This is a genomic window from Agrobacterium fabrum str. C58 (assembly GCF_000092025.1).
Lineage (GTDB): Bacteria > Pseudomonadota > Alphaproteobacteria > Rhizobiales > Rhizobiaceae > Agrobacterium > Agrobacterium fabrum.
Genome location: NC_003063.2, coordinates 713,960 through 736,704 on the forward strand (window position 1 = coordinate 713,960; position 22,745 = coordinate 736,704).

General features: G+C 60.0%; 12 protein-coding genes. 5 read left to right on the forward strand and 7 right to left on the reverse strand.

What is annotated here, in order from left to right; genetic code table 11:
* Window positions 1-78: 78 nt before the first annotated feature.
* Window positions 79-825, reverse strand: a complete 747-nt coding sequence (locus ATU_RS17000; protein ID WP_010973229.1) for an SDR family NAD(P)-dependent oxidoreductase — start codon at window positions 823-825, stop codon at window positions 79-81.
* A gap of 261 nt (window positions 826-1,086) precedes the next feature.
* Between ATU_RS17000 and ATU_RS17005 the strand changes: the two genes are divergently transcribed.
* Both ATU_RS17005 and ATU_RS17010 read left to right on the forward strand, forming a co-directional pair.
* Window positions 1,087-1,545 carry an Rrf2 family transcriptional regulator gene (locus ATU_RS17005; RefSeq protein ID WP_010973231.1) on the forward strand — a complete coding sequence of 153 codons (459 nt, stop codon included), beginning with the start codon at window positions 1,087-1,089 and terminating at the stop codon, window positions 1,543-1,545.
* Between the two features lie 54 nt (window positions 1,546-1,599).
* Window positions 1,600-2,067: an aspartate 1-decarboxylase gene (locus ATU_RS17010; protein WP_010973232.1), complete on the forward strand. Its 468-nt coding sequence runs from the start codon at window positions 1,600-1,602 to the stop codon at window positions 2,065-2,067.
* Window positions 2,068-2,098: 31 nt separating this feature from the next.
* Here ATU_RS17010 and ATU_RS17015 read toward each other — a convergent pair whose 3' ends face one another.
* The 6 genes from ATU_RS17015 to ATU_RS17040 form a co-directional block, all read right to left on the reverse strand.
* The gene (locus ATU_RS17015) at window positions 2,099-2,620 is read right to left on the reverse strand and encodes an Rrf2 family transcriptional regulator (protein ID WP_010973233.1); all 522 of its coding nucleotides are present in this window, start codon (window positions 2,618-2,620) and stop codon (window positions 2,099-2,101) included.
* Window positions 2,621-2,734: 114 nt separating this feature from the next.
* On the reverse strand, window positions 2,735-4,096 hold the full coding sequence (locus ATU_RS17020; RefSeq protein WP_010973234.1) for an MATE family efflux transporter: 1,362 nt from the start codon (window positions 4,094-4,096) through the stop codon (window positions 2,735-2,737).
* Window positions 4,097-4,127: 31 nt separating this feature from the next.
* Window positions 4,128-7,514 (reverse strand): non-ribosomal peptide synthetase, encoded by a 3,387-nt coding sequence (locus ATU_RS17025; RefSeq protein WP_010973235.1) that lies wholly within the window; start codon window positions 7,512-7,514, stop codon window positions 4,128-4,130.
* 10 nt (window positions 7,515-7,524) lie between these two features.
* Window positions 7,525-8,592 carry an LLM class flavin-dependent oxidoreductase gene (locus ATU_RS17030; protein ID WP_010973236.1) on the reverse strand — a complete coding sequence of 356 codons (1,068 nt, stop codon included), beginning with the start codon at window positions 8,590-8,592 and terminating at the stop codon, window positions 7,525-7,527.
* A gap of 39 nt (window positions 8,593-8,631) precedes the next feature.
* A complete protein-coding gene (locus ATU_RS17035) occupies window positions 8,632-13,194 on the reverse strand; it encodes a type I polyketide synthase (RefSeq protein WP_010973237.1) in 4,563 nt (1,520 codons plus the stop codon).
* 41 nt (window positions 13,195-13,235) lie between these two features.
* Window positions 13,236-15,488, reverse strand: coding sequence for an AMP-binding protein (locus ATU_RS17040; RefSeq protein ID WP_010973238.1), 2,253 nt, complete (start codon window positions 15,486-15,488; stop codon window positions 13,236-13,238).
* Window positions 15,489-15,809: 321 nt separating this feature from the next.
* On the opposite strand from ATU_RS17040, the gene ATU_RS17045 reads away from it, so the two are divergent.
* Genes ATU_RS17045 through ATU_RS17055 form a run of 3 tightly spaced genes read left to right on the forward strand, consistent with a single transcriptional unit; the run spans window position 15,810 to window position 22,737 of the window.
* Entirely contained in the window at window positions 15,810-20,372 is a 4,563-nt protein-coding gene (locus ATU_RS17045) for a non-ribosomal peptide synthetase (protein ID WP_010973240.1), read from the forward strand.
* A complete protein-coding gene (locus tag ATU_RS17050; RefSeq protein ID WP_010973241.1) occupies window positions 20,369-21,265 on the forward strand; it encodes a class I SAM-dependent DNA methyltransferase in 897 nt (298 codons plus the stop codon). The genes ATU_RS17045 and ATU_RS17050 overlap by 4 nt, the downstream gene beginning before the upstream one ends.
* The gene (locus ATU_RS17055; protein WP_010973242.1) at window positions 21,262-22,737 is read left to right on the forward strand and encodes an aminotransferase class III-fold pyridoxal phosphate-dependent enzyme; all 1,476 of its coding nucleotides are present in this window, start codon (window positions 21,262-21,264) and stop codon (window positions 22,735-22,737) included. Before ATU_RS17050 ends, ATU_RS17055 begins: the two co-directional genes overlap by 4 nt.
* Window positions 22,738-22,745 lie beyond the last annotated feature (8 nt).

The window sequence follows — 22,745 nt, forward strand, 5'->3', positions numbered from 1 at the left end:
GGCCGTCCTAATGAGGTTGCGTTGGAGGTCAGCGACTACTCGCTGACCTCCACGAGAGTGGACCTCCGGAAAAGAAACCTAACGCCCTGCATCAATGATCATCCCACCGTCAGGCGTCAGGCTATACCCAGTGATGAACTGTGCATCTTTGCTGGCAAGGAACAGCACCACGGGAGCGATGTCGTCTTCGGGAGAGCCATGCCGGGCAAGCGCGTTGGCCGGAGCTGGAATATTGGCAGCCGCCGCACCCCAGGTATCGGCAATCGGCAGGACGTTGTTGACGGTAATCTTGTCAGCACCCCATTCACGGGCTGCAACCCGTGTCAGGGCACGGATTGCCTCCTTTGCCATGTTGTACGGCGCATATGGCACCATACCCGTAACGCCCGCCATCGAACCGAAATTGATGATACGTCCCTCGCCGCTTGTTTTCAGATGAGGATAGGCGGCCTGCATCATCCGTAAAAAGGCGATCGGACCCGTATCGAAATTGCGCTGCAGTTGTTCGACCGATAGATCGAGAACAGACGATTGCACCACTGAGGGGTCAAAGGCGTTGTTCACAAGGATATCGATGCCGCCCCAGGTCGCCACAACCGTGTCGATCGCTGGCTTGATCGCGTCGGCATCGCTGACATCGATCGCAATGCCCAACGCCGTACCGCCCGCAGCTTCTATGTCGGCTACGACCGCGTCAACATTCGCGGGCGTGAGCGAGAGCACCGCGACTTTTGCGCCCTCCGTGGCGAGGAGTTTGGCGGTGGCGCGGCCGATTCCGCGGCCAGCCCCGGTAACGATCGCAACCTTGCCTTCCAGTCTTTTCATGGGGGTTTCCTTTAAGGTTTACTGGTGGACCACTGCTTCAGGAGCATACGGTGAGGGAACATCGCGAGCGTGGTTTTGCGTCGCGAAGGATGTGGCCAGCAGGATGAGGCCAATGGCGGCGCGACGGAGGAAACCGACTTTACGACGTCGCTGTCCGTCGCAATATTTTTATATGAAGAAGTCCCAAAGGACGGATGCTGCTCGTCTAAACTACGAGAGGGAATTTGCACGTTCCGTTTCTTGGTGTGAGGAGAACATCTGATGTATCTGACCAGAGAATCTGAGATCGCAATCGGTATTCTGACCAACTTTGTCCATGAGGCGGAGGAAGCCCATACGACCGGGAAGCTCGCTCATCGGCTTGGGGTCACCAAAGATCATGCCGCGAGGGTGGTTGCCATTCTCGTCAGAAACGGTCTGTTGCAGAGCAGGCGGGGGCGGACCGGCGGGGTCGTTCTCAATGTCGACCCGGAAAGTCTTTCCGTAGGCATGATCCTGCGGGCAACGCAGCCGGTTCTCGTCCGGCGACCGCGCACGCGCAATGCCAATCCTTCCGGCACGACGGGCGTTTTCCACATGCTGGCGGAAGCAACCTCCGACTATTTCATCGAACTTGCGGACTCCTGCAAGATTGCCGATGTCGTTCCGACAAAGATCGGCAATTCACAGTGTCGCAGCCGGCGATTGGTGCCACCAGTACCAGTCCCCGGGAGAGACTGAGGCTGTCAGCCGGTCGAATGCGACAATTTGAAATCATGTTGAGGAGAGTCGCATTTGATACGCATCGTCAGAGCCGAGCTGCACGGCATCACCGTAACGGGAGCCGATCTCGATTATCACGGATCCATCACGCTGGATCCCGAGCATTGTGACCTCGCCGGGATCAGACCGCTGGAATTTGTCGACATCTGGAACAAGCAGAGCGGCGCCAGAATTTCGACCTATGTGATTTTCGGCGAAGCCGGATCGAAATGCTGCATCCTGAACGGCGCTGCGGCGCGTACCTGCCAGCGTGGCGATCAGGTCATCATATGCTCGTCGTCTTACGTTGAGGAAACGGCGCTTTATGACACCGCTCCGATGGTGCTGACGTTTACGCCGAAAAACGATGTGAAGGACGTTCTGCGTTATCGCGTCAAGGAAACGGCGCGCCGCCCTTTCGATTTCTTTATCGAAACCCTGCCGCGCGCAGAAAACTCCGATGTGGACGACGGTAGCGCTGCAGATCGCGCCATTGCCTGAAAAGGCGCCGGTGTTCCGTCAATGAGGATGCCTAGCTACGGGTGCCAGACCGCCAGGCGACCAGAGGTTCCGGCCGGACATCGCCCGTCAGGGAGACCGTGGCCTGCTGGCTTGAAGCCAACAGGCCACAATCAAGACAGCTGACACGCAGGTTGCTTTCAGGAGCGATCAGATCGGCAACCGTGAAGCGGTCGAGAAGACGGGCAAAAAAAGACGAGGTCGTCGAGACGATGCGGCCGAGGAATGCTTCTGTTTCCGATTGAGGCGATGAAAGTACGTCTGCGCCCTCCCCAAGCAATTCGGGTTGTACCAGCCGCAGCACCTCGGCCAGTTTCACTGATCGCGGGTCCCTTGCCAGTTTCAGCCCGCCGCCCGGACCCCGCTCGCTTTGCAGCAGACCGTTTCGCGCGAGCAGCGCGACAACCTGATAGGTATGGTCTTTCGTCGCACCGATTTCCTGCGCGACCTTTTGCACCGATATGATTTCGCCCTCCTGCCGCGCGCATACCGCAAGGATGCCAAAGGCGATTTCAGTCTGCCGTTTCAGATGCATTGCTTGTGAACGTCCTCATGGCGAGTGCAGGGATCGCCGACCCGGTGCTGAGACTATCGTGTTACATCGCGTCATTCAATTGTTCCATGCCGGCCATCCTGTATGATGGACACATCAGCCCGCCTCGTGCCTAACCCCGCGTGAGAGCCAGCGGTGCAGGAACAGACTGCCCTTTACGGTCTCCTCTATGATCAGCGACAACCATACACCCGTCACCCCGAGATTGAGGAACAGGCAGAAGAACCAGGCCGTGGAAAGGCCAAGACCCCATGTCACGGTCAGGCTGACGAAAACCGGCCAGCGGACATCGCCCACCGCCCGCAGCGATTGAAAGAGGATCGTATTGAATGCAAATCCCGGCTGAATGAATATCGTCAGAAATAGCAGGCTGCCGCATAATTCTATCACGGCGGGATTGTCGGTGAACAACCTGATATAAGGAACCGAGGCGAGCCAGATCAGTGTAGCGATGGACGTCGTCGCGGCAGCGGCAAGGCTTGCGGACCGGAGCGCCTGGCTGGTCGCCGCCTCAAGCCGCCGTTCACCGAAACGGTAACCGATCAGGACCTCGTTGCTCTGGCTGATTGCCATGACGACAACGATCAGAAATGCCATGGCCAGCATCGTATAGGTGCGGCCCAGGACGGCCTCGACGCCGAATCTGGCAACCAGCCCCAAAAGAATGATCTGGTAAAAACTGTAGGCAATGTAATCGGTCACACTCGGCAAGGCGATTGCGATCATCCGGCGCGCAGTCGCAAACCGCGCGACCGTATCGGAAAATGAGAAACGCAATCCCAGTTTCCACATGAGAACCGGCGTCAGAATGGCGGTCGTCATAACGCGAATACTGAAGGTGCCAAGTGCAGCACCTTTCACACCCATGCCCGGCAAAGGCCCGACCCCCAGAATGAGAACCCATTCGGCGAGAAGGTAAAAAGCCGACACGCCCACCCCGAATGCCAGGATCAACCTGCTGTGGCCGAATGCGCGTAGACAGGCAAGCCCGGCGGCTATGAAGCCGTTGAAGACCATACCGACCGCGACGATGTTCAGGTAGAGGCCAGCCTCATCATTCAGGGAGGTCGATCCCGCGAGCTGTTCAAGCACCAAGGGACCGGCAACCATCAAAGACAGGCCAAGTGCCAGACCAACAAGCGTGTTGGTCAGGAGCGCCACCGCCACCACCTGCCGTGCCGCCTCCACTTCTCCTCGGCCAAGGTGCCGGGAAATGACGATGACCGCGCCGATGCCGACCAGCCCGGACAATTCGAAAGCGATCATCATCACCTGTTTGGCGACGGCAACGGCTGCCGCTGCTTCTGCCGAATAGGCGCTTATGATTGCGGTATCGGCCAGATTGACGAAGAAGCTCAGCAGCGAATGAAGCAGGAGCGGAAAGCTCAACTGGAACAGGGTGGGCTTGCCACGCGCATTGAAGTCTTCTTTATCGGCGGTTGCGGCGCCCTGTTCCATGGCGGTGATCCTGACAGACTTTATAGGCAGGTCAGGCGAAATTGCCTGACCTGATGCGCCGCTGCAATTGCCGTTCACGCCCCTTGCCCCTGGTGTCGCCTCGCCCACGCGCACTCTCTGGCGCCGCAGTCTTGCCGTGCTGCAGATCGATTATGTGGCCGGCCAGTGTTTCCAATGTCGGAAAACGGAAGAAATCCGTGACTTCCAGCTCGATGCCAAGGGCATCACGCACCCTGGCAGGCATGGCGACGATCAGGAGGGAATCGCCTCCCAGCTCGAAAAAATTGTCGTTGACGCCAATATCCGCACGCTTCAGCATCTTCTGCCAGAGGGCGTGGAGGGTCTGTTCGACATTGTTTGCCGGAGAGGTGATTTCGGAAGCCGCCCGTTCCGAGCGATCCGGCAGCGGCAGACGTTTGCGATCCACTTTGCCATTCGCATTCATCGGAAACTCTTCCAGAAGGATGAAATGCGAAGGTACCATGTAACGCGGCAACCGGGCCGAAAGCGCCCTGCTGAGCCTGATACCCGTGGCACCCTTATCGACCTTGCCGGAACGGTCCTCAAGTAGAACATAGGCCAGCAGTTGCTGCTTGTTCGCGTCAAGCAGAACCAGAACCTGATCGACCCCGTTCTCTTCCTGAAGCAGGCTCTCGATTTCTCCGACCTCGATACGATAGCCGCGCAGCTTGATCTGGAAGTCGGTCCGTCCGACGAATTCCAGATTGCCGTCCGGCCTGCGCACGACGAGATCACCCGTTTTGTAGAGGCGCGAACCCGGCGTGGATGTCCGGTCATAGGGATCGGGAACGAATTTTTCGGCCGCAAGCGCCGGTCGCTCCCAATAGCCGCGGCTCAGGCTTATGCCGCCAATGTGCAACTCGCCAGGCACGCCTTCCGGAACGGGATCCATATAGGCATCGAGCACCAGAAATGAGGTGTTGTCCAGACGGCCGCCGATCGGCACTTTGCCGCTTCTGGAATGGGCCTCCTCCACCAGCAATGCGCCTGCCCAGATCGTCGTTTCGGTCGGACCGTAGACATTCCAGAGAGAACCGATCCTATCAATGAGCCGCCCGGCAAGCTGCGCATCGAGAGCCTCGCCGCCGCAAAGGCCGGTCAGGGATTTTTTCCCTTGCCAGCCGCTGTCCAGCAGCATTCGCCAGGTGGCGGGAGTCGCCTGGAAATGCGAAATATCATGTTCGTCCAGCGTCCTTCCCAGCTTCTCAGGTTGAAGCAGAAGGTCCGGTTCACGTATGACGGCCGTGGCGCCAACGCTCAATGGCCAGAGCATTTCCAGAACGGAAATGTCGAATGCCGGCGTCGTTACTGAAAGCATCCGGTCTCCGGCCCTTATGCCGGGCTGGCGCGCCATTGACTGGAATTGATTGAGCAGACCCCGGTGCGTAATCGGCACCCCCTTGGGTCGCCCGGTGCTGCCGCTGGTGTAGAGGATATAGATGTCACTGTTATCAGGCATCGCCGGAAGCACGGCATCCGGCTGGTTCTCAAGATAATGAACAGGATCGATGCAGGTAATGCCAGGGAAAAGCCCAGCATCATCAGTCAGCACCAGAACCGTTGCGGCATCCTCCAGCACGTAACCGATCCTGTCTGCCGGATGGCGCGGATCGATCGGCACATAGACCCCGCCAGCCTTTATGATCGCAAGGAAAGATATGATGCCGCTCGCCTGCCCCGGCAACGAAACCGCGACCCGCATTCCCGGTTTCACCGGCCTCTCCAGCGTCAGAAGCGCCCGTGCGAGATTATTCGACGCCTCTTCGAGCTGACTATAAGTCCAGCTCCGGTCGACGCGTTCGATGGCAATCTTTTCGGGATGGAGACGCGCCGCGCTGCTTATCAGGTCGTGCACGCCCTTGACCGGGAGAGGCCTCGCAACGAGCGCGCCCGATGAAAGAAGGGCTTCGCGCTCCCCGGCAGAGATATAGTCGAAGGTCGGAAGAAGCGCGTCGGGGGAAGCAACGACCGAGCGCAGCAGGTTTTCGAAATGCTCCAGCTGCCGCTCCATGCGCACCGCCTCGAACCGGCCGGACCGGTATTCGACGGTGACGAGCGCACCCGACGCACGCTCCATGATCATCCAGCTCATATCGAGCTTTGCTTCCGCAACCGGTATCGCTTCCTGCCTTACCCGCAGGCTGGCATTGCCCAGATCGAAGCCCTGCGCATTCTGCTGCCTGTAGCCCTGCGTCTGGACCTGAAAGGAAATCTGGAACGGTGAATTTTCCACCCCTTCGCGGTTACTGCCCAGCACATCCATCAACTCCGCAAAGGGATAGTCCTGATGCTCCAGAGCATTGGCGAAGTCTTCCTGTATACGTCTCGCCCAGTCCCTAAATGACATGGCGGGGCTGAGATCGTTGCGCAACACAATGGTATTGGTAAACAGGCCGATCAAACCTGCCATATCGGGATCACCCCGCCCGGCAACCGGCACGCACACCGCTAGATCCCGGCGGCCAGTATAACGGTGGTGCAAAAGCTGGAAAACGGCAGCAAACACCACAAAGGTCGTGGTGCCGAGTTTGGCGGCCAGAGCCGACACCTGCGCCATCAGTTCCTGCGAAATCTCCTTCACCAGCGTCTCGCAGGCCATATCAGTCGTTTCATGGCGGGGATAATCGGCGGGAAACTCCTGCGGCTCGAGATTTTGCAGCCGGTTGACCCAATATTGTTTTTGCCGTTCGTAGTCCTTCGTGCCGGACCATTTCTGCCTGGCGCGGACAAAGCCGCCATAAGATCGCGGCAAGGGATCGAGGACCGGTTCCTGACCGTTTGCGATCGCGGCGTAACACAACGAGAATTCGCGCATCAGAATGCCGCGGGACCATCCGTCGGCAACCGTGTGATGAAAAACGAACACGAGAACATGCTCGTTTTGTCCAAGCTGCAGAAGATGCGTGCGCATCAGCGGCGCTTTGGACAGATCGAAAGCTGTGCGGGCGATCCGGCCTATGGTCTCGTCGCAATCGGCAGCAGACATGGACCGGCAATCGGAAACCACAAGTTCGGGCTCCATATCACCGTGAACCTGCTGCCAGGGCCTTCCCTCTTCAAGCGGAAAAGCCGTTCGCAGCGGCTCGTGTCGCGCGACGATAATCCGAAGCGTGCGGAGGATCGCGTCGTGGTCCAGCGCGCCGTCGATATGCCACCGGAATGGAATGATATAGGCCGAGCTCTCAGGGAAAATCTTCTGCTGCAGCCAGAAATGCATCTGCGATGATGTCAGCGGCAATCGCCCGGCCCCGTCGGCACCATCGTCGCCCTCCGGTGCGACATCGTGCCAGGACATGCCGCGCGCCTCTATCTGCGAGCGCAGCCGGGCCCGCTGTTCCGGGTCAAGATTTGCGATGCGGTTACGCAATAGAGCGATCGTCTCGGCATTCGACATCATCGCAAATCCTTCAGACCGCTCTGGCAACGCGCATTGGCGGCCGGTTTGCTTCCACGAGTTTCAGCAGGAATGGCAGGCTGCCCATAACGAGGTCGTAATCCTGGACGAAATCGATCAGGCAGGCGATTTCATCGACCCCCATCTCCGCCAATGTATCCACCGTTGACTGGCAGCTTTCGGGTGTACCGATGAGGGACCTGCCTTTCATGAAACCCTCAATGCCGAATTCGATCAGGCTGTCGAGATCATCGTCGCTGAAATTATCAAGCGTTATGTCGACACCCATGCTCCGCCCAAGGCCTTCGAGCAGGTGATAGTGCGTGCGGAGATAATCTCCGAACGGCTTGGAAACATTGGATTTGACCTTGCCGGTATCGTCACCCAGGAAGGTGTGGACCATCATACTGACCGTCCCGGCCGCCGGATCGTGCCCATGTTTTTCCCGCGATTTGCGGTAGGCCGCAATCTTGGGCGCAAGCGACTCCGTCGTCTCGCCGAGCAAAGCCGTCAGTACGTTGAGGCCGCGGCGGCCTGCTTCGATGAAGGTTTCCGTGGACTGGCACGCAACCCAGAAGGGGATGCGCGACTGCACGGGCCGTGGCAGGGTTTTCGCCTCGACGATATTGCCGTCCGCATCCTCGAACGAGACCGCTTCACCGGCAAGCAGCCGGGTGATCTGTTCATAGGAGCGCCACATGGTGCTACGGCGGTTGCCGTGCGGCTCCTTCGAAAAGACGAACTCGTCTTTTGTCCAGCCGGCCGCAATCGCGATGCCTGCCCTGCCGCCGGAAAGATTATCGACGACCGCCCACTCCTCCGCAACGCGGGCGGGATGATGCAGGGCGGCAACAACGCTGCCGGCTCGCAGCTGCACCTTGCGCGTGACCATGGCCAGCGCGGCACTGACGATCGAAGGATTGGGGTAAAGACCGCCAAATGCGTGGAAATGCCGTTCCGGCACCCACAGGGCCTCGAGGTCGTTTTTGTCCGCAAATTGCGCGCTATCCATCAGCAGACGGTAGTTTTCCTGACCCGGACGCGATCCGTCACCGTCAAAATAAAAAAGGCTGAATTTCATCAGAATGATCCCGATTGTGTGTGAGCGTTATCGGCGTGGTCAACGACCGGCCTCGACGTCGTCAAGCATCGAGGCGAGCATATCCGCCTCCTGGTTGCGGGCGTCGAGACCCTCCTGAATGACCCTGGCGAGGCCGGCGGCCGTCGGTGCGTCGAAAAGCAGGGCACGCATCGGAATTTCAACGTCAAAGCGTTTTCGAAGCCGCGCGACGACCTGGATGGCGAGCAACGAGTGACCGCCGAGTTCGAAGAAATTATCGGTAACGCCGATACCGTTTATCCCGAGAAGCTCCGCCATGATGGCGACGACGTCTTCTTCAAGCGGCCCCTGCGGCGCGGCATAGGCGGCCGATACCCCGCTGCGGGATGATTTCTGGCTGGTCGCCACAGCGCCGTGGGCATCCTGAACATCCGCTGCCGGGCGGTTTTCGAGATCATAGGGCGTGACCACAATTGACGCCGGTGAAGCCTCCGAAAGGACCTGCGCCGTGACCTGCCAGACCTCCTCCGGGTTTATTTCCCTGTGGGTCGCATGGTCAGCCTCCGTCGCGTGGACCGAGGCGCAGGCATCCCAATTGACGGATTTCCAGACCGGACCGGACGCGCGCCGTTTTGCGGAAACGAAAGCATCCAGATAGGAATTTTCCGCAGCGTATCGGCCAAGACCGGTGCCACCAACGATCGATGACAGCGACGACTGGACGAGCACGAAAATATCGCTGCGCGTTCCAACGACACGATCAAGGGCATCGATGGCGCCGGACTTTACGGTCTGAAGGCTTTTCGTGTCGAAATTTTCACTGCTGAGCAGGCCGAAATATTGGTCGCCCATGGCGGCTGTGTGGAAAACACCTTTCACCCGACCAAGGTTTTTCTCACCCTCCTCCAGCGCGGACCGAAGCCATGACGCATCGCTGACATCGCCAGAAAAGAGAAGATAGTCCTTTCCGGGCGTTCCGAGCGACCTGAGCGTCTGGATGAAAAGGCTGACCGGATGGCGGGGGCTGTGGGATGCAAGCCAGCGCTCCCAGTCCGGCACCAGCGGAATTCCCGCGCGACCCGCCAGAATGACTTTCGCCCCGGCTTTGATGAGGGCGCGGGCATAGACAAGCCCCAGTCCTCCCAGAAGTTCGCCTATGACGAGATAGGTTTCGCCGCGCTTTGCGACAGCGCCATCTGCCGCCTCGCTGAGTTCGACACGCTCATGGGAGAGCGAGAGCAAAATACCGTCGCGGAGAGCATAAATCTGCTCTCCTTCGACAAACGGTGACGAGATGATGTTCCGAAGATACTTTGCGGCATTTGCGTCCGGCAACCCCTGAAGATCGATACTGCGGCAGGACAATCCCGGCAGTTCCTGACCCAGCATGCGCGCCAGCCCTTTGATCCGGGCTCTTGCGGGCTCGACGCTGTCGGCGGCGAAAATCCCATGCATGGAGCGGCCGATGAATGTCACATCCGGGCGCAGCTTGCCGCCCGCAAGCGTTCCGGCAAGAGCAACCGCGAAATTCCACGCGGCATCCGGCAGGTCCGTTTCCGCCAATCCAAAACCGCTAATGATCTGATCCGGCGTCCAGTTCTTTTCGGCGAGATCATCGAACACGGCAACAAGATGCTCCGCTTTCGCCGGATCAATCGTATAGGCTTTCTCGGAAGCGCTGAATGTCGCACCCTCACGAACCACAACCGCATCGATCCCGTCCGGAATATCGAAAAGAGCCTCCGCACCGAAAACAAGCCAGCGGCCTCGAGCGCTTGACGCTGACCCGTTTTTCAACGGCCGTGTCTTCCACACCGGCTGATGGAACCATTCGGCCATCGGTCTGTGGGTTGCAGGAGCGGCTACTTCCTGCCGGCTTGCGGGCGGCGCGATCCAGTATGACTGACGCTCGAAATGATAGCCCGGCAAGCCAACACGGCGACGCGGCGATCCGTCGTGAAGCGCCTCCCAGCTGATATCGATACCCGCCAGCCACAGCTGTCCGAAGGCCAGCAGCGCATGGTCGGCAGCGCCTGCCGCACCGGCCGCATCCGGCAACGACGTGACGATGCGGCAATCATCATTCGCCTGCTGGCGCGCCAGCCTTGAAAGCGTGGAGCCGGGCCCGACCTCAAGCAGGATAGGAGCTGCAAGCTCGAGACTATGTCTTATGCCGTCGCTGAAATTTACCGCCCTGCGAAGATGTTGGGTCCAGTATTGTGGATCGCAGGCCTCGTCGGCCCGCAGCCAGTTTCCGGAAAGATTCGACATCACATCGATTGCCGGCGCAGAGAGAGCGATGCCGTAGAACAGGCCCGCAAACTCCTCGAGAATCGGCTCCATCGCCGCGCTGTGAAACGCATGCGATGTCCTGAGCAGCCGGCACCCGACCCCGTCCTTTTCCAGACGTTCGGCAAAACGATGCAAAACCTCCGTGTCGCCAGCGACAACACAGCTGCCCGGCCCGTTCACCGCAGCTATTTCCAGCCCGTCACCCAGCTTGGCGCGCAGATCAGCCTCGGGCAACATCACCGCCAACATTCCGCCGGGCGCGCAACCCTGCATTAACCGCCCCCGTGCCAGCACGAGGAACATGGCATCTTTGAGGGAGAAAACCCCGGCCAGGCAGGCCGCGACATATTCACCGACGCTGTGGCCGATCATCGCCCGCGGCTGCAAACCCTTCTGCATCCACATTCTGGCCAGCGCATATTCAACGGCGAACAAAGCGGGCTGGGCGCGGTCGGTGCGGTCCAGCCCGGTATCGGAGGCATCTGCCTCTGCAAGAAGCAGTGGGCGGATTCCAAGATCGTCTGGTATCAGTGACAGGCATTCATCCAGCGCGGCCCGGAAGTGCTCCTCACGCTCATAAAGCGACCGGGCCATTCCCACATGCTGGCTGCCCTGGCCCGGAAACATGAATATCAGACTTGGGTCATGCTGCGGGATCTGGCCAGTTGCGAAACCGGGTCCGGATGCGGCTTTCAGTTTCTCGGATGCATCGGATAGCGTCGTCGCGACCGTGATGGAACGGTGGTTGAAGGTCTCGCGCCCTGTCTGCAGCGTAAGGGCGACATCGGCAACGGATACCCCTTCATTTTCTCCGATTTTCGCGAGCGCATCCGAAAGGGACGATTGCATTGCGGCGAGCGATGCGGCCGAACGCGCCGAGAGCGGCAGCAGCAGCGCGCCCGCCTCGCCTTGCGCCGATTGCTGTCGTGCGGGTGCCTCCTCAATGATCACATGGGCATTGCTGCCCCCCATGCCGAAAGCGCTGATGGCGGCACGGCGCGGCCTGTCGGCATCGGCTTTCCAGTCGGACTTGCCTGCGGCCACCCGGAAGGGACCGCTTTCAAAATCGCAGGCGCTGCTGGGCGTCGTGAAGTTGCCGCTTGCGGGCAGGCATTCATGTCTCAGCGCAAGGACGGTCTTGATGAGCCCGCCAATGCCGGCCGCGGCATCCATATGCCCGACATTTCCCTTGAGCGAACCGATGAGGCAAATCCGGCCTTCGGCACGAAGTGACGGCCCGTAGATACGGTTCAGTGCGGTCAGTTCGATCGGATCGCCAATAGCGGTCGCGGTCGCGTGCGCCTCCACATAATCCACCGCCGAAGGCGCGATGCCCGCATTGGCCAGTGCCTTCTTGAGAACCGAAGCCTGACCTTTGACGCTTGGAGCCGTCAACCCGACCTTGGAGCTGCCGTCATTACCGATCGCCGACCCGGCAATGACGGCATAGACCGTATCGCCAGCCGCCTTCGCATCGCCGAGGCGCTTCAGGATCACGGCGCCGACGCCATTGGTGAATATGGTGCCGTTCGCAGCCGCATCGAATGGCCGGCATTGACCGTCGGGAGCACCGATGCCACCCGCCTCATAAAGATAGCCGGCAGGTTTTGGCTGGCCGACGGAAACCGCGCCGGCCACCGCCATCTCGCATTCACCCGACAGCAATGCCTGGACGGCGAGATGCACCGACACCAGCCCGGTGGCGCAGGTTGCCTGGACGCCCACACTCGGGCCATCAAGATCGAGATGGTAAGCGACGCGCGATGCGATCATACCGGAAACATTGCCGAGCCCTGCCTGCAGCGGCGCCACGCTGTCGCGCAGGGTGGGGTCGGAATGGATATGGGTGAAGTGATAATTCAGCGAACCGCCCGCATAAACGCCCGTGCGGCCCCGGCTCTTCCCGCTTCCGTAACCGGCATGTTCCAGCGCGTTCCAGGCGCATTCGAGAAACACCCGTTGCTGCGGATCGAGCAACTGCGCTTCCCTTGGGGCATAACCGAAAAACCCAGCATCGAAAGCGGTCGGGTCGCTGAACCCGCCCCAGACCCTGACATAGTCGGGCTGTCCCGCCAATTGCGGGTCGACACCGGCGCTTTCAAGATCGGCATCCGTGACCGCCGTCAATCCCGAGCCGCCATCGGCAAGCAACTGCCAAAAAGCATCAATGTCATCGGCACCGGGAAAACGGCCTGCAAGGCCGATGATCGCGACGCGCTCATCCTGACGTGTCTGGAAAATCTCCAGACGCTCCCGCGCGTCCCGCAATATTCCGAGCAATGTCGCCTGATCGGGCTGACTGCCGGCCCCGGCCTGTTGTTTTACGTTCATCGGCGATGGCTCCGATCATCGATTGCATGAAAAGCGTGAGATTATTTCCGGCCTGTTCCGGCCTGCAGAAGTGACGACAGGGCAGCCAGTTCGGACGAGAGGTCGGTTTCTTCCTGCGGTTCGTCCGGACGGGAATTTTGTATCGGCGTCTCATCCAACTGCGCCGTTACATCGGCGGTGAGGAGATTGCCGCAGAGATGTTCCACCAGCGCATCGATCGTCGAATGCTCGAAAAACAGCGTCGGCTGCGTTCTGACACCCAGTTCGCGCTCCAGCGTTCCGGCAAGGCCGACAAGCGCCACGGAATCCAGTCCGAGATCAAAAAAACCGGCATTCGCAGCGGGCAGAGTTCCGGCAGGAAGACGGGAAAGCCATGAGACTTCCTCCCTGATCCACTGCCGAAGCAGGGCCGGATATCGGGATCGGTCAACCTGCGCCAATTGTTGCGCCCAGTCCGCAACCGCACCCGGCTCGGCAACGGGCGTGAAATTCGCCTGCGGGGCGGCCTCCCAACGCTCGACCACCTTGAGATTGCCATTCAGCAGATCCTGGCGGCAGGCAAAACGCCGCACCTTGCCGCTCGGCGTGCGCGGCAGGCTGCTGGGGCGGATGAGGACGATGGTGGCAAGCTTGAGCTTGTGAACACGGGAAATGGAACCACGAATGGCTTGCAGCACGGCTTCGGCATCCAGATTGCGCAAACCATCACGCGTAAGCTCACAAACGAGACCGACCTGCTCCTCCCCGTCCACGTCAAGCGCGAAAGCGCCCGCTCGCCCCTGCGCAAGTGCTGAATGCGAGGAGAAGGCGGTCTGCTCTATGTCCTCGGGATGATGGTTCTGCCCCCTGATGATGATGAGGTCCTTGAGACGGCCGGTAATGAAATATTGCCCTTCATGGCGAAAGCCGAGATCGCCCGTTCGGCGCCACCCACCTTCACCGGCAATTTTCTGGTCGAAGCTTTCCGCGCTTGCTTTTGCCCTTGCCCAGTAACCGGGCGTGATATTCGGACCCCGGATCCACAATTCGCCGACCTGCCCATCATCGAGCAGCCGGTTTTCCTCGGGTTCCATGACAACGATCTCGATATCCGCTCCGGGACGTCCGCAGGCCGCCAGTTCGATTGCATCATGCTCGTCCGCTCCAGCCGGAAGCGGCAGCGCCGTTCCCTGTTTCGCCAGCGTTTCGCGCTCGAAGCACCGCAATTGCGGCGGATCGGATGGAGCGTTTCCAGTCAGGAAAAGCGTGGCTTCGGCCTGGCCATAGCAGCAATAGAAAGCGTCGTGCCGGAAGCCGTGATCAGCAAACAGGGCGCTGAAGCGTCTCAGCGTGTGCGGGCGCACGGGCTCCGCCCCATTATAGGCGATTCGGACCGCGGAGAGATCAAGCTGTGCTGCCCCTTCCGCACTGTAGCGGTCGGCGCAATGTTCATAGGCGAAATTCGGCCCGCCGATGATGGTCGCCCGGTTTTGCGTCGCCAGTTCAAGGAATCGCAGGGGACGCCGCAGAAAGCTGGCAGGCGCCATGATCGACACCGGAAATCCGTTGAAGATCGGTGACAGAATGCCGTCGATCAGCCCCATATCGTGATAATGGGGTAACCACGTCGCGGACCGATCCTCGGGACCATAGTGAAACGCAAGGCTGATCTGCCGCAGGTTGGCCATCAGATTGGCATGGGTGACCATGACGCCTTTCGGATCACTGGTCGAACCGGACGTATATTGCAGAAATGCAATCCGGTTTCCGTCGAGAACCGCAGGCGCGCTTGAGGAAGGCGCAAGATCGCGCAGCGGAATATTCGGATCGGCGCCTGAAGGCGCAAGGCAAAATCCGTGGCCGACGGCCCTCTGGAGCGGCTCGAGTAGCTCCTTCAATTCCTCAGCGCAAACGATTCCCGAGATGCCGGCGTCTTTCGCAATATGCAACCAACGGTGTATTCCTTCATTTCGCCGCGGCGCCGGGACAGGCACCGGTACGGCACCGGCATGCAGGCATCCAAGGAAGGCTGCGATGAAGGCGAGACCAGGCGGATAAACGATGAGAACCCGGCCGCCCTGCCCGACGAGACCCGTCTTGGAAACCTCATTGGAAACAATCTTAACGCGAGCGTTCAATTCGCCCCATGTCCAGCCGTCACTACGGCTTTCACCGATCGCTCCCGGGTCATCGGGATAAAAACGGAACGCCTCGTCTGCCGGCCGTTCTGCCGCTACATCCTCAAGCCTATGTATTATAGTTATAAAATCGCGTTCTCCAGATGGCTTTCGAGCGAACATCGGTATGATCTGCATCTGAAAAACTCCTGACGTCCGGCCATCACTATTCACGACGAGCAACCATAGGATGCTCACCGTTCTGATTGCTCACACTCGATCGCCAGCGGCATGCATCGCTGCCCGCTGCGTCTCGATGACAACAATTACCTCTTGCATATAATTCTTGAATCGCTTAGTCAAGAATAAGAAATTGAAATTGAAGACCGGTTTCAGGCAGCCGAATATGCAATTGATAGTTGTTTTAGCGATACGGACGACGCTGCCCGACACTAACCCGGAAGGGCTCACCATTCATTCTTCGGATCGCGTGAAGCTGACAAAGCCAAGGGGCGGCTTATGAATTACATCGAGCCAGTAGAGACCCTCATAACCCGGCTTCATCAGAACAATATCCGCGTCTGGATCGATGCCGGGAGCCTGAAATGTTCAGACCCCGATGGTCACCTGAACGACGCGGTGATGAGCGAAATCCGGACCAGAAAAACCGACATTCTGGCATTTCTCAACATGGCGCATGCGGATGCCGCCACGCCCGGCCAGAATGATATTCCGCCCCGCAATGAGACTTGCCCACCGCTGTCATTCGCACAGGAAAGACTGTGGCTGATCGACCAGATCTATCCGGGCTCGGCATTGCACCATATCTGCATTGCGCTTGAGGTTCGTGGCGCCCTCGATCTCGATGCGCTGAAGGTGGCACTCGCCGGCGTCATGAGCCGCCACACGGTGCTTCGCGCCCGCATATACAGCGACAAGGGCGTACCGAAACAGACCATATCCGCTGCCTGTGACGCACCGTTTTCCGTCGTAGAGATTTCGCCGGCAGCTGCCGCGATGGAAGACGTCATTCATGCGGAAACGAGCAGGCCCTTCGATCTTGCCGCCGAACCACCCATTCGCCTGCTCGTCGCCAAGTGCGACGATGGCCACCATGTCCTCGTTTTCACGCTGCACCACATCTGCGCCGACGGCTGGTCCACTGAAATCCTGCTGAAAGATCTCGGTGCGTTTTACAGCGCAGAAGTATCCGGTAACGCGACCCCGGAAGCTGAGTTGCCGATACAATATGGCGACTTTGCCGCATGGCAGCGCGAGCGTCTGGCGACGGAAATCGCAGGAACGCTCGACGCCTTCTGGAAGCAGCACCTTTCGCAGCCTCGACAGACCACGCAGCTGGTGACGGACATGGCGCGCACCGCGGGCCACGGCCATGCGGGTGAACTGCATGACTTCACGATCGAAAAAGAGACCGCCGATGCGCTGCGCAAGATTGCCGCCGCACACGGAACGACGCTGTTCACGGCACTTTTTACCGCCTTCAACCTGCTGATCCACCGCTATACCGGGCAGACCGATCTGGTGATCGGCACGCCCGTCGCCAGCCGTCCCCATATTGAGACGGAAGATCTGGTCGGGCTGTTCGTCAATCCTCTTCCCGTCAGATCGCTCGTTGATCCCTTCGGGAATTTTGAGAAGGCCCTGCGGGAAACACATGCCACCCTGCGGCAGGTCATCAGCCATCAGGACATGCCGTTCGAGCGCATTGTCGATATGGTCGGTGTGCAACGCGATCCCGACAGCCACCCGCTGTTCCAGATAAAATTCCAGCTCGACGCCGCGCCACGCGAGCGCATCAGGCTTCCCGGCCTCGAAATGCGCCGGCTTGCACGCCAGGACAAGGTCTCGAGGCTGGACCTGTGCCTCGATCTGCGCGAGACGGAGGCCGGGCTTTCCGGCACGATCGAATACAAGACCGCGCTGTTCCGCGCCGAGACGATCGGCCTGTTCGCCAGCCATTTCCAGCAACTGCTGAAATCCATCGCCGCCGACCCCTGCCTGCCAGTCGCAACCCTTGCGCTGTTGACGCAGGAAGAGCAACGGCAGCGGATTTGCGACTTCAACAGCACGGCGCAGGAACACGCGGGCCCACAATATTTTCATGAACTGTTCGAAGCACATGTGGCACGCGCGCCGCAGGCCGCGGCGCTCATCATGCCGCAGGCGGATGCCGATGACATCATGACATATGGCGAGCTTAACGCGCGCGCAAACCGGCTGGCGCGCCTGCTGCGCCGTAAGGGCGTTAGCGCGGAAACCGTCGTCGCAATCTCGTTGCCGCGCAGCTTCGACATGATCGTGGCCTGGCTTGCGGTCTGGAAAGCAGGCGGTGCCTACCTGCCGCTCGATCCGGAGTACCCTGCAGAGCGCATCGGCGCCATGCTGTCGGATGCGGGTGCCCGGCTTGTCGTCAGCCACAGTTCGATCGATCTTCCAAAGACAGCCAACCGGCTCAATCTGGATGAGGACTTCCCTGACGACGAAAGCGCCGACAATCTTGAAACGGTCACCCATTCGTCGCAGCTGGCTTATGTGATCTACACGTCTGGCTCGACGGGCAAGGCAAAAGGCGTCCTTGTCGATCATAGCGGGCTAATCAATCTGACGCGGGACAAGATCCGCGCCTGCGACGTCACGGCTGACGATTGTGTGCTGCAGTTCTTCAGCTTCAGTTTTGATGCCTCCATTCCCGAACTGGTGATGAGCCTCGGCGCCGGCGCCAGACTCCTCCTTCTGCCCCGATATGCGACCCTTCCCGGCGCCGAACTGGCCGACATTCTGCGCGCGCGACATGTGACGCACCTGACCATGACGCCATCGGCCCTGCTCTCCCTGCCGGTTGACGACCTGCTGTCGCTGCGCACCGTTCTGGTCGGGGGAGAGGTTCCCATGCCCGAACTCATCGAAAGATGGGGAAAGACCCGTCGTTTCATCAATGCCTACGGTCCGACCGAAACCACCGTCAATGCCAGCATGGTCGACATGGGCGGCGGGCGTGCCGGCCTGCCGGTGCTGAGGCCCGCGGCAAACAAGCAGCTCTATGTGCTGGATGATAACCTCGAGCTGTTGCCCTTCGGCGTGCCGGGAGAACTTCATATCGGCGGCTGCGGCATTGCCCGCGGTTATCACGACCGGGCGGCACTGACTGCGGAACGTTTCGTTCCCGATCCATTTGCCACAGATGGGCGCGCTGGCGTGCTCTACCGCACGGGCGATCGCGCCGTCTTGCTGGCCGATGGCCGGATCCATGTTTCGGGACGGCTCGATAGCCAGGTCAAGATCCGTGGATACCGGATCGAGCCCGGGGAAATAGAGGCCCGCCTGCTTGCCCACCCGGCCATCGTTTCGGCGACGGTGGCGGTGCGTGACGACGGACGCGGCGGCAAAAGGCTCGCCGCCTATGCCGTTCCTCAAATAGATCAGGACGCGGCAACCAGACCGACGCCATCGGAAATCCGCGCATGGCTGGCGAACCGCCTGCCGAAATTCCTTGTGCCCGATACGTTCGACTGGCTCGAGGCGCTGCCGCTCACCATGAATGGCAAGATCGATCCCTTAAAGCTCCCCGCTCCCCGCGCCGAAACGGACCCCGATGGCCGGGCGCCTGAAGGCGAGATGGAAGGCCGGATAGCCGGCGCGTTCGGGCATGTTCTGAACATCGATCAGGTTGCTGCAACCGACGATTTCTTCACGCTTGGCGGCCACTCGCTGCTGGCGACCCGTTTCTGCGCCGTCGCAAAGGACAAATTCGGGCTCGATATCGGCGTTATCGATCTTTTCAACGCCTCCACGGTGGAAGCGCTGGCGAACCGCCTGCGGACAAGAGATACCGGCGGCAGCGACGATGAAACCCTGCTGCTGAAGCGCGATATAAAACTGGACGACGCAATTCGCCCAAGCGCGACGGCAAAAGCCACAAGCGGCACCGACCACGTTTTCCTGACCGGCGCGACCGGCTTTCTCGGAACCTATCTGCTCCACGAGCTGCTTCGCGACCCCGAGAGAAAAGTCACCTGCCTCGTGCGCGGCGACGATGGAATGAGCCGCCTGCGTCAGGCCTTCCGGCAATATGACCTGCCGCAGTCCGTGCTGACGGAACGCGTGACGATAGTGACGGGCGAGCTTTCCAAACCGGGCCTCGGGCTTGCCGCCGCGGACTACGACAATATCGTCCGGAATGCCGATTGTATTTTTCACAATGGCGCGGAAGTCCACCACCTGCATCGATACGAGCGGCTGCGCGAGACCAATGTGCTTGGAATCCGCGAAATTCTCCAACTCGCCTGCGCCGGAGAGGGCCGGCACGTTCATTACATCTCGACACTCAGTGCGCTCACGCCGCGCCGCGGTTCCGGCGGCGATCCCCGGCCCGTCTGCGAACTGGAAAGCGTAGAAGGGTTTGTCCCGCCCGCTGGCGGTTACAACCGGAGCAAATGGGTCGCGGAACATCTCGTCAACGAAGCCGGCAGGCGGGGATTGCCGGTGACGATTTATCGGCCGGGCGCCATTTCGGGTGACAGCGTTACCGGTGCCTTCAACGGCTCGGACATATTGTGCCGTCTGGTGCAGGCCTATCTTTACACCGGGACAGCGCCGGAAGGCGAAAGGCTGCTCGATATGCTGCCGGTCGACCATGTGGCCCGGGCGATTGTCCATCTCTCCGGCAAACCGGCTTCGGCAGGACAGGTTTTCCACCTCATTCATTCCTCCCCCGTTTCAAGCGCCCGCCTGTTTGAGGCCTGCGAACTTGAGGGGATCGAACTGAAACGGGTTTCGCAGCGGGAATGGCAGGACATGCTGGGCGATGTGGCCCGCGGAACGCCCGACCACCCGCTCTATCCGCTGCTGGGACTGCTGCGCTCCCCTTCCGCCGCTGGCAAGAGCGATGAGAAACAGACGCGCAACTTCGATTGCCACCTCACGCAGGCGGCATTGTCGGACGCGCCATTCCGCGAACCGGCCCTGACATTCGAGCTTTTGCGAACATATCTGCGCGCATTTGCCAAGGCCAACTTTCTGAACGCGGCGTCCGATGACGCGCGAAAGCAGGGTGAACGATGAGCACAGTTATATCAAGCGAAGCCAGCAATTACGACCATTGGGCCTGGCTCTACAACCACACGCTTGGCCCGCGCTATAGCGAACAGAAGATCGCACCCCTGGCGCGGGCGGTTCTTTCGCAGCTGCCGAACGGTGCTTCGGTTCTCGATCTCTGCTGCGGAACGGGACATCTTGCAAAGCTGATGGCTGACCGCGGATATGCCGTCACCGGGCTGGATGGTTCGCAGGACATGATAAACCACGCCCGAGGCAACGCACCGGACCTTGAATTTGTTCTGGGTGACGCACGGGATTTCACCTTTGAACAGCCCTTTGACGGCGTGGTCTGCACCAGCGCATCGCTGAACCACATCCAGAATACCGAAGACCTGCGGAAGGTCTTTTCCAGCGTCCGCCGCTGCCTGAAGGATGAGGGAATTTTCGCTTTCGACATCAATCATCCCGGCCAGATGGCACGCTACTGGCGCGATGTGCCGGCCGAGGGCGAACTCACCGACGATTACGCCTGGCTGATCACGCCCCGCTATAATTCACAATCGAACGAGGGTTCGTTCACGGTGGAAATCCATACGAGGCCGAAAGCGGCGCGTTTCTCGCTGGCGGAGGCGGCATACAGGCTTGCGGCCCGGCTGCTTTCCAATCGCCGGCGGCTTGCTCTCATCGCCCGCTTCGGCATTCCCGGAAATAACTGGGAGCGCCATTCGGTTACCAACCCTGTGTGGGGGCACGATCTGGATACCGTGACAGAGCTTCTCCGGGCCTCGGGCTTTTCGGTGAAAATGCGAAGCACCGATGGCGGTCCGGTGACCGATGAACGAGCAGTCTACTTCCTCTGCACGAAGATTGCCGGCGACCGCGCGGGACAGGAAGTCACAAAGGAGGCCGTCGAATGAATATTCACAATAATTCCGGCACGGCTACCCACCCTGCAACTGACCCTGTCACCGCCATCGTTACCGGCTTCAACCTCAAGACGCCGGGTTCGAAGCGCGCCGCCGCCTATAACCGCGATTTCCTTTCGGACAAAAGCTCGATCGGCCTTCCCTTCACGATGCAGACCAAGGAGGCGCTGTATCCCATTGTCGCTACCCATGCCGAAGGGGCTTATTTGCAGGACGTCGACAACAACAGATATGTCGATATTCTCATGGGCCTCGGCACCAATCTCTTCGGCCATAATCCGTCCTTCATCCGCACGGCAATCGAAGCGCAGCTGACCAAAGGTTTTGCGCTCGGGCCGCAATCCGATCTGGCCGGCGAGACCGCGGAACTGTTTTGCTGTATCACCGGAAAAGACCGCGTCACATTCAGCAACACCGGAACCGAAGCCGTACAGACGGCCATGCGGATCGCCCGTGCCGCAACGGGGCGCGACAAGATCGTCCTGTTTACAGGCTCGTATCATGGCCATTCCGACCCGGCCCTGCACAAGGCGACCAAACTGGAATATATCCGCAGGGGCGCGTTGCTGCGGTCTCATCCGGCATGGCTCGTGGCGCTGAAACCGCTTCTGAAACGCATGGTCCTGACGAAAGCAGTTCCCGGTTTTTCAGGCGTGGCACCCTCCTCCGCCCGCGATATCGTGCTGCTGGAATACGGCAATCCCCGCTCCATCGATTACATCAGGCGTCACGGCGACAGCCTTGCCGGCGTGCTTGTCGAACCCGTTCAGAGCCGGAACCCGGAACTGCAGCCCCGCGAATTTCTGCATGAGTTGCGAAGCGTGACCGAAAAGACCGGAAGCGCGCTGATATTCGACGAGATGATCACTGGCTTCCGCGTCGCACCCGGCGGCGCGCAGTCCCATTTCGGCATCGATGCCGACATTGCCACCTATGGCAAGATCGCCGGCGGCGGATTGCCGCTGTCGCTCATCGCCGGCAAGGGGCGGTTCATGGATTTCGTCGACGGCGGAGCCTGGGCTTACGGCGACAGCTCCTTCCCGAAGGTGGCTCCGACATTTTTTGCCGGAACCTATTGCCGCCATCCGCTGGCGCTCGCAGCCGCAAAGGCGGTCGCGACGCGATTGCTGGAAGACGGCCCAACCTTGCAAGAGGGCCTCAACGCCAGGACCCAGGCATTCGTGGAACGGCTGAACGGTGCGCTGAAGGGTGCCGGGTTGCCCGTGGCGTTCATGAGCTTCGGTTCGTTCTTCGCCATATCCGCTGCCCGCAGCCGCATCTCGCCGCAGGCTGTGACCATGCTTTCCTTCCTTCTTCTGACCTCCGGCGTTCACCTTCGTGCCGGGGATCGTGGCGGTTTTCTTTCCACCGCCCATAGCGATGACGACATCGCCTTTGTTCACGACGCTGTTCTGCAAAGCCTGACGGCTCTGGCGGACCACCGTCTTCTCGACAGACATTGATCGGAGTG